The sequence below is a fragment of the Arthrobacter sp. ZBG10 genome, assembly GCF_001238605.1.
GTDB lineage: Bacteria > Actinomycetota > Actinomycetes > Actinomycetales > Micrococcaceae > Arthrobacter.
The window spans coordinates 42,063-51,126 of record NZ_LFQH01000052.1 but is presented as its reverse complement, the minus strand read 5'-3'; the positions used below and the strand labels follow the sequence as shown (position 1 = coordinate 51,126).

At 67.1% G+C, this 9,064-nt stretch carries 5 protein-coding genes; 1 reads left to right on the top strand and 4 read right to left on the bottom strand.

Annotation, left to right across the window (positions count from 1 at the left end):
* The coding region (locus ACU18_RS19945; RefSeq protein WP_197273581.1) for a hypothetical protein at window positions 1–951 on the top strand (951 nt) is incomplete at its 5' end.
* Window positions 952–1,047: 96 nt separating this feature from the next.
* Here the strand turns inward: ACU18_RS19945 and ACU18_RS13360 are convergent.
* The 4 genes from ACU18_RS13360 to ACU18_RS13345 all read right to left on the bottom strand — a co-directional run bounded on the left by ACU18_RS13360 (window position 1,048) and on the right by ACU18_RS13345 (window position 9,063).
* Window positions 1,048–3,561, bottom strand: a complete 2,514-nt coding sequence (locus tag ACU18_RS13360) for a PKD domain-containing protein (protein ID WP_231686079.1) — start codon at window positions 3,559–3,561, stop codon at window positions 1,048–1,050.
* Between the two features lie 237 nt (window positions 3,562–3,798).
* The gene (locus tag ACU18_RS13355) at window positions 3,799–7,374 is read right to left on the bottom strand and encodes a PKD domain-containing protein (RefSeq protein ID WP_082178327.1); all 3,576 of its coding nucleotides are present in this window, start codon (window positions 7,372–7,374) and stop codon (window positions 3,799–3,801) included.
* Window positions 7,364–8,299 carry a hypothetical protein gene (locus tag ACU18_RS13350; RefSeq protein ID WP_050686265.1) on the bottom strand — a complete coding sequence of 312 codons (936 nt, stop codon included), beginning with the start codon at window positions 8,297–8,299 and terminating at the stop codon, window positions 7,364–7,366. Before ACU18_RS13350 ends, ACU18_RS13355 begins: the two co-directional genes overlap by 11 nt.
* Window positions 8,296–9,063 (bottom strand): hypothetical protein, encoded by a 768-nt coding sequence (locus tag ACU18_RS13345; RefSeq protein ID WP_050686264.1) that lies wholly within the window; start codon window positions 9,061–9,063, stop codon window positions 8,296–8,298. Before ACU18_RS13345 ends, ACU18_RS13350 begins: the two co-directional genes overlap by 4 nt.
* Between the last annotated feature and the right edge of the window lies 1 nt (window position 9,064).

Here is a 9,064-nt window from a genome sequence, read left to right as displayed (position 1 = left end):
GAGGCAGCACCGGCTCCGGTGGAAACCGTCCAGTCCGTGGCCGCAGCCACCACCACCTCGGCCAAGCCATCGGCCGCCAACACCGGCGTTCCGGCCGGAACCACTTTGAAGCCGTACAACACCAGCGGCGCCGACCTGGTCATCTCCGTGGACGGCACCGTCCTGGACGGCCTTGAGATCTACGGCGACATCAAGGTCCGGGCAAAGAACGTGGTCATCAAGAACAGCAGGCTGCATGGCGGCAAGAACCACCCCGCCAACGCCACCGGCATCATCGACGCCAACAGCGCTGCCGTGTCCAACCTGCTGGTGCAGAACAACACCATCAACCCGGACCGTCCCTCGTTCAACCGTGACGGCATCGTGGGCCACGATTACACGGCCCTGCGCAACCACATCCAGCGGACCAACGACGGACTGGGGATCTTCAACCGTCCCGGCGGCCCGGCCACGGCCAACGTGACCGCCAAGGGCAACTACATCCATTCCCTGACGTTCTTCGACCAGGACACCGTGCACTCCGATGGGACGCACAACGACGGCATCCAGGTCCAGGGCGGCGAGAACATCCTGCTCGCCGGCAACACCGTGGTGGCCAGCATCGTTACCGGAGCAGGTTCGGGCCCGAGCCCCCGCGGCACGCACGGCGGCATTGCCATCATGCTCCAGCAGAACGTAGCCAAGCTGGCCAACGTAGTGGTGGAGAGCAACTGGGTGGATGACGGCCAGACGTCGATCAACATCGACAACGGCAAGTACTCCAACATCACGGTGACGGTCCGCAATAACTACCTGGGCCGCAACCAGTACCAGTACGCCAACGGCACCTACCCGATCCGGATCATCCAGCGGTCGGCAAGCACCGTCAGCGGCCTGTCCACCAACCGCTGGGAAGACAACCTGGCCTTCCTCACCGAGGGCAAAACCACCGGCATTCTCTACAACGGCTGATAACTCAATAGCTGCCCGGCCCGCTCTGCGGCACGGGCCAACAGGAAGGGGAGGAGTGCGCTGGTGGCGCTCCTCCCCTTCCTTTATGTTTGCCGGTCAAGGCCTCCTGACGCTGAAATCGTCAAACAGGACCCGGACGGGCAAGTTGGTGACGGCACTGGAGGTGTAGACGGTGACACCTGTGCTGCCGGCGGCCTGCAGTCCCGCTGTTGTATCAGTGGTGCTGGCTCCCCAGCCTGCCGGTTCCGTGGAGCCGCTGGACCACACTTTGGCCCGCAGCTGGCTTGGCCCCGTTCCCGTGACCTGGAACCGCAGCTGCAGCTGGTTTCCGGCACCGGCCGACAGTCCAGTGTTGGCGGTGACCAATGTGGTTTCCACGCCGCCGGAGAGCCGGATCAGGCGCAGGGTCACCACACCGGCAGCGTCGAGCTTGATCCTGGCGCGGTATTCGGCGGTGCCCACCCGCCGGCCCACCAGGCCTGCGTAGGCGCCGCCGCCGTTGGGTACCTTGTCGAAGGACAACGTCGCCTGCACGTCCGTGTCCGTGGCCGTCACGGCGCCAAGATAGGCGGAGGGGCCCCGCCCGGGTTCCAACGTGATCCGCCCGGCCCCGCCGGAGACGGCGAACGGTGTTGACCCGCCGCTGGTGGACCAGCCCCCGCCAAGGTCGGCGCTCCCCCACCCTCCGGTGACGGTCCTGCCAAAGGCATCGTTGGCCAGCGGGCCGTCGGGGTCGCCCCCGGCACTGACCGTGACGGGAGCAGAAACGGAATCGGTGTTGCCCGAGTTATCGGTGACAACCAGGGTGACCGTGTAGGTTCCTGCGGCCGCGTACGTGTGCTGCGCCGAGACGCCGGATTCCGTGCCGCCGTCACCGAACTGCCAGGCATACCCTGCGATGCTGCCGCCAGGATCAACAGACGCTGAACCGTTCACCGCTGCGGTCAGCCCATCGGTGCTGCTGGTGAAGCTGGCCGTGGGCGGCCCGTTGGTTGCGCCGGCAACAGTGATGCTTGCCGCGTTTCCCGTGAGCGTGTTGCCCAAAGGATCCCGCACGGAAATCCGGTAGCTATGCTGCCCGCCCGTCAGCCCGGAATCGGTGAACGACATGGTGGGCCGCTGCCAGAACGTGGACAGCTGCGAGGCCGTATACACCGGCGTGGTGTCGCCGTCGCGGAGCACGGTGTACGTCAGGTTCGAGTTGTCCCGGTCCCAGTTGGCCTGCCACTGGACCCGGACCTGACCGGCACCGGGGCTGCTGAGGCTGGGAACAAAACTTGCTCCGGACACCCGGGGGGCCTGGTCGTTGGGTGCAATGGACCTAACGGCGAAACGGGACAGGCCCTGCTGCGCCCGCTGGTTCACATTTTTGAACTCCCCCACCATCACCACGTAGGAGTTGTTTCCCGTGACCGCCCATGGGCCCTGGCTTTGGCCGCTGGCCGTCCCCGTGTCCATATCAGGGAACCAGTTAAGCATGGCGGGAGCCGGCTGCCCGGTGAAGGATGGATAGCCGTAGATGTCCTTGGTCAGGGTTCCGGTGGCCTCTTTGCCGAAGGCAACAGCCCGGTGCCAGGTCCGTGGTGTGGTTTCGGGGTAACCACCCAGGTTTCCGCAGTAGTGCGGGTGGCCTGCAACGTAGACAGCCGTGTCCGTGGCGAACGCGCCGTAGGAGTCGCCGTGGCAGTCCTCCACCCATTTGACCCGTGCGTCCGACCAGTTGGCGGCAAACGCGCCTTCCAGGTTGCCGCCGGTGCCAAAGATGTAGCCCGTGCCGTAGAACGATGTCCCATCGCTGGAGAGCGACAGGACGGCCGAGTCAGTACCTCCGTTGCGGACCACGTCATTGATGGGGGTGGCCAGGTTCGCGCCGGACACCGCATCCACCATGCCCAGGCCGTAGCCGGGACGGTTGGAGCCGTTCAGGGTGGTGAAGGCGCCGCCCACCACCACTTTGCTTCCGTCGGGAGAGAGCGCCAGCGCGTTGACTTTTCCGTTGGCCGCGTTGGGCGCCCAGGGCAGGAGGGCTCCATTGCCCGCGTTGACTGCCGCCAGCCGGTTCCGCGATGAGGAGCCAACGCTGCCGAACAGGCCCCCAAACCAGACCTTGCTGCCGTCAGCCACGATGGCCCGTACGGAGCCCCCAACGGAGGGGGCGAAGCCCGACAGGGGGGCGCCGGTATCGGGATTCAAGGCGGCTATCCGGTTCCGGGTGACGCCGTTCACAGTGGTGAAATCGCCGCCAACGTAGATCCTGCTGCCGTCCGGCGACGCCGCAATGGCCAGGGCCTGGCCGTTCAAGGATGCGGTGAAGGAGGTTTTGAGTGCGCCGGTGGCCAAGTCAAAGGCCAGGATATTACGCCGGGGCACGAGTTGTGTGCCGGCAGCGGCGCCGCTGGGCCGGGCGTTGTTGAATTTGCCGGCAACATAAACAGTGGTCCCCACAGTGACGGCCTGCCATGCCACGCCGTCGTGCTGGACCGTGGGGAGGCTGTCAGCGGTGACGGTCACCGGGGTTTTAGGATCATTGGGATCGATGGGAGCGGAGTCCGCCAGCGCCGGTGCCGCAAAGCCCCCACCGAAGAGAAACAGAGTACTGAACAACGCCACCAGCCGGAAAGCTGGTCTTTTCCTGAACATATCAGCCCTTTTCCACGTGCAGACCGAGTCTGTGGCAAAGCGCTGAGTCGCTTTGGGTGATGCTCCGGGCGCAAGCCCGGTCGCATCCCTTCCGCAGGGTTCCCTGTCAGTGCGGAAGAGCACCGTTGGCGCACAGGCTGCGCCGGCGGGGACAAAAGTCGCTGCGGCGCAGCCTGTGCACGAGCCGGTGGTGCGATAAGGCTACTCTTAGGGCACCTTCACCGAATAGTCATCGAACCGCACAGTTATGGGCACGTTGGTGGCGGAGCCGGACAAATAGCCCACCAGCCCCGTTGTTCCGGGTGCCTGCAGTGCTGCGGTGGTGTCGGTGCTGGTCAGCAGCCAGGCTGCAGGTTCGGCAGCAGTATCGCGCCACACCTTGGCCTGGAGCGTGCTGGTGCCCGTGCCCGTCACCTGCATCCGGATCCGGATGGCGTCGCCGGGGGCCAGGGTCAGGCCGGTCAGCGGTGCCGTGGAGATAATGGTTTCGGCCCCGCCCACAATCCGGGTGAGGTACAGCGTGCCTGCACCGGTGGCCGGAACCTTGACCTTGACCCGGTAATCGTCGGACCCCACCCGGCGGCCGATCACGCTGACGAACGTTCCGCCGCCGTTGCCGATCTTGTCCAGCGAAGCCTTGACCTGCACGTCGGTGGCGGCGGCGGATACCCCGCCCAGGATCGCCGTGCGGGTTACCCCGCCAGTGGCCAGGATCAGGTTGCCGACGCCGTTGCCAACCGTATAGGCAGCGGCAGTGCCTGCCACGGACCAGGCCCCGCCGGTGTTGGCGGCGCCCCAGCCTGAGGCGGTGGTGCGGCCGAAGTCGTCAGCAGCCAGAACGGTGTTGGCCGGTGGCGCCTGGACGGTGACTGCCTTGGTGAGGGAGCCGGTTGCGCCGTCATCATCCGTGACCGTCAGCGTCACGTTGTACGTGCCCGCCGCTGCGTAGGTGTGGGACGGAGTGGCGCCGGTGTCGCTGGTGGTGTCGCCGAAGTCCCAGGCGTAGGCGGCGATGGTGCCGTCAGGGTCGGCGGACGTGCCGGCATTGAAGGCCGCCGCGAGGTTGGTGGCAGTGGACGTGAAGCCGGCCACGGGTACCTGGTTGGGCGGCGGGGCGGTTACGGTGACCGGGTTGGTCACCGCGTTGGTCTGGCCGGTGTTGTCAGTAACGGTCAGCGTGACGTTGAAGGTGCCGCCGGCGGCGTAGGTGTGGTCGGCCTTGACGCCGGTACCCGTTCCGCCGTCGCCGAAGTCCCAGGCGTAGCCGGCGATGGGGCCGTTGGCGTCCGAGGAGGCCGTCCCGTCAACCGACGCTTTCAGCCCGTCCACGGCAGCTGCGAACCGCGCCACCGGGGCGGCCGGCGGAGCAGATACTGTCCGGCCCGAGGCCACGTAGTGGGCCTGGATCCGGGACAGCGGAAGCACTGCCGGGTAGATGGCGACGTCGTCGATCTGGCCGTTGATGTTGCGGCTGGTGGGCCGGTTGCTCCAACTGCCGAGGTTGTCGCCGCCCAGCCGCCAGAAGCCATCGAACTGCCAGGCAGAGGTAACGTCCGCCCGGCTTCCCACCAGGACGCCGTCGACAAACAGCTGCATGCCGTTGCTGCCCAGGGTAGCCACCACATGGTGCCACTGGTTGTCGTTGAAGCTCGCCGTCGAGTTGATGGTCTGCCGGGTCGCGCCGTTGGGGCGGACCCCGAAGAACAGCCTGCCGGTATTGGACATGTACACGGTCCGGTCGAAATCGGTGGAAACGCCGGTGGGTGAGTTGCCGTAGCTGATGATGCCGCCGCCCGTGGTGGACCCGGTCTTGAACCAGGCCTCAGTGCTGAACGTCTGCGGCCGCATGGCGATCGGCATCCTGGCGGCCACGCTGTCGGCGGTGCCGTTGAAGGTTGCCGCTGTCCCGCCGTCGGCGCCCACGGCACCGTCAGCTCCAAGGGTCACCCCGGGGCGCAGGACCAGGTCGTCCTTGCCGGCAAGGTCCACGCCGGTGGTTCCGGCGGCGTCCCCCAGCGGCCAGTAGTTGGCCGGCGCATCGGAAAGTACCGTCTGCGAGTAGGCGCCCGGGGCTGCCACGGTGTCCGTCGCGGTGATCCTGACGATGTCGCTGACTGCCTGGTTGTTGAAGGCGTCCCTGGCATAAATGCGGTACGCGTAGCTCCGCCCCGCGACCCGGTTGGTGTCCAGGAACGTCATGCCGGGCCGGTTCCAGAACCGTGAAGCCTGGTTCAGGGTGGCAATTACCACATTGTCCCGTCGAACCTCATAGACCAGGTTCTCGTTGTCCTGGTCCCAGTTCGCCTGCCAGCGGACCCTGACCTGGCCAGGCGCCGGGGTTGAAAGCGTCGGGGCGAAGTTTGCCCCGGTCACCTTCGGTCCGCGGAGGTTCGGCGCCGTGGTGCTCTTGGCGAAACGGACCATACCCTGCTGGGCCTGGCTGTTGACGTTGGTGAACTCGCCTGAGTAGACCACGTAATCCGCGTTGCCGGACACGGACCATGGGCCCTGGTTCTGTCCGGTGAAGGTCCCGTCACTCATGTAGGGGAACCAGTTCAGCTGCGACGGCGCCGGGTTGCCGCCAAAGTTGGTGTAGCCGTGGGTTTCCTGGGTCAGGACACCGGTGGCCTTCTTGCTGAACGCCAGGGCGCGTTGGAACTCCCACGGCTCAGCTTGCGGGAACCCGCCAACGTTTCCGCAATAGTGCGGATGCCCGGCCTGGTACACCACGTCGCCGATGGGGAATACGGAGTAACTGTCGCCATGGCAGTCCTCGATCCACTCGGTGGAACTGTCCGCCCATTTCACGGAGAAAATGCCTTCAAGGGTGCTGGCCCGGCCAAAGGTGTAGCCGCTGCCGTATACGTTGGTGCCGTCGGTAGCCAGCGCCGTGATGGAGCCGCCCGTGCTGCCGTTACGGACAATGTTGTTGATCTGGAAGGGCTGAGAAGCGCCCAGGTTGGTGTCCACCTTCCCCAGGCCGTACCCGGGGTTGGCGGATCCGTTCAGGGTGGTGAAGGCGCCGCCCACCACCATGCTGGCCTTGTCCGGAGAGAGTGCCAGGGCGTTGACGCGGCCGCCCACGGCCACCGGGTTCCACGGCAGCAGCGCGCCGTTCGAGGCGGCGGCGGCAGCCAGCCGGTCACGGGTGACGGTGCCTACGCCGTTGAAGAGTCCGCCCATGTAGACGGTGGTGTCCGTAGCCACAATGGCCCTTACGGAAGCGGACATGCGCGGCAGGAACGAGGTGTTGATGCTGCCCGTTGTCGGGTTCAGGGCGGCGACGCGCCAGACGGTGGCGCCGTCGATGGCCGTGAAGGAACCACCCACGTACAACCGGCTGCCGTCCGGTGAGGCGGCCAGGGACGTGACTTCGCCGTTCATGCTCGGGTGGAACGTGGGGTCCAGCACACCGGTTCTGATGTCGTAGGCCAGGATGTTGTTACGGACCACTTCCTGGGTGCCGGGTGCGGCGCCGGCAGGCCGGGCCATGGTGAACTCGCCGCCGACGTACACCTTGTTGCCGATGACCAGCTGGGTCCAGCCCACGCCGTTGTGCTGGGCGGTGGGCAGCCTGTCCGCGGTGACGGTCAAGGGGACATCAGGGGCCGGGGCACTGTCGGCTGTCGCCGGAGCTGCACCCCAGACGACGCCCAGTGACAGCGCCATTGCCGCACTGAGGACCATCACCAGGAGGGACCGTGGGCCGCGGTGCGGCGGGGGCCCTTCCTGGCTTGCCGTAAGGCCGGGGCTTTCCACCCCGGCTTGATGCTTAGAACGCATTGCTTTCTCCATCCTTGAGGGTTGCTGCAGTTCCGGGGCTGCTGAGGGCCAGCACATCCGAGTCCGAGTAGAGGCCCCGGATCCAGTGATCGTTGCGGTCGTTGCCCACGTTGTTGAGCCTGAGTGCGGTGCTTTGACTTCCCGGGATCATCGGGAAATGCCTGGGCACGGCGCTTACCTGTCGGGTCCGGATTCCGGCCCGCAGTGCGGTCCAGTGCAGCCAAATGTCATCGGCGCCGGGGCACAGGTCCAGGAAGGCGTCCCCGCCCCGCCGGAGGGCAGCCAGCATGAGCGGCGGGTAGATCACCCCGGAGACCCCCAGGGCGAAATTGTCGATGCCGGCTTCGGTGTCGTGGCGCCGCGCCCAGCCCGAATACCCGGTGATGCTGCCGCTGTCAACGCCCACCACGCTCACCCAGTGCCCGCCCACCGTGTCCGGGTGGTCGCGGTGGCTTGCCACCAGCGCGGCAAGCCACCCGGCCGGATAGACGATGTCATCGTCGGCGGTGGCCAACGGACACTCGAACTCTTCCGTCGAGAGGACGTAAGGGTAGTACTTCGTGTGCGGTCCGTAGTTTGAGGTAAGGCGCACCTCCAGGCCGCGTTGCTGCAGCCGCCGGAGCTGCGGGGTCAGCCGGACCATCAGCGCCGGGTCGTCCAGCCAGAGGATCAGGCGGCGCGGCCGAACGGAGCCGCGGGCAATGGATTCCAGGGCGATATCCACCGTCTGCAGGCGCGCGCCGTGGGTGGTCATGGAAACCACGACGTCGGCCGTTCCGGTGACGGACTCCGCCACCAGGCGGTTGCGGCAGCGGAGCGCCACCACGCCAGCATGGGCGCGGACGCGTTTGGCCGCCTTGCGCAGCCGACGGGCCGTGGCGCGTGCCTGCGTCACCGGCCCCGCAACCATGAGGGCCGGGGTCATGCGGGGGCCTGGCCTTCGAAGGCGGCGATGGGCGTTCCGGCGTCGAGGTTGAAGAAGATCTTTACGCTGCCGCGGCTGTCCTTCGGGACACCGAAGACAAAGATGCCGGTGGCGCTGGCGCCAGGGGCCACGGTGGCGGGGAACGGCTCCGGGCCCGGGCCGCTGAGGCTGCTCGCCGGGGAGTTGTCGGCCCCGTAGCTGACGTTGATGACCGCCGGGTCCAGCGAAATTTCCGCTGCGGTGTCGTTCTTGACGGTGATCTTGAAACGGAGCGCCGGGCCTGCAACTTCGCCGATGCCTGTGGCTTCGCCGTTGACCGCCTCAACGTCTGTGATCGCAGCGGAAACCCCGGTCTTCACCACTGCGGTGCCCACCAGGGGCACGGCAGGAGCGACGGGTTGTTCCACGGCAGCAAGTTCCTCGTCGCTCCCGGCCGGTGGAGTTTCCACAGCGGGAGCCGCTTCCGGAGCCGGGGCCTGGGGCGGTTCCGCTGCGGGAACCGGGGCAGGGGGCGCCGACGGATCGGCGGACGCCGGGGCGGCGGACGGATCGGGGTCCGCCGCGGCGGCGGACGGATCCGGACCCGACGTGTCGGGAGCGGCCGAGGCAGTCTCCGTGGCCTGCGCCGCGGTGGGCGACACACCCGGCCGGGTGGTTGCCCACACGGTGCCGGCAATCAGCAGCAGCGCCAGCACCACGGCCCCGATGATCAGGCGCCGTCGGCCGGCGAGGGGTCCCGCGGGGTTATCAGGGGTGGTTTCCATC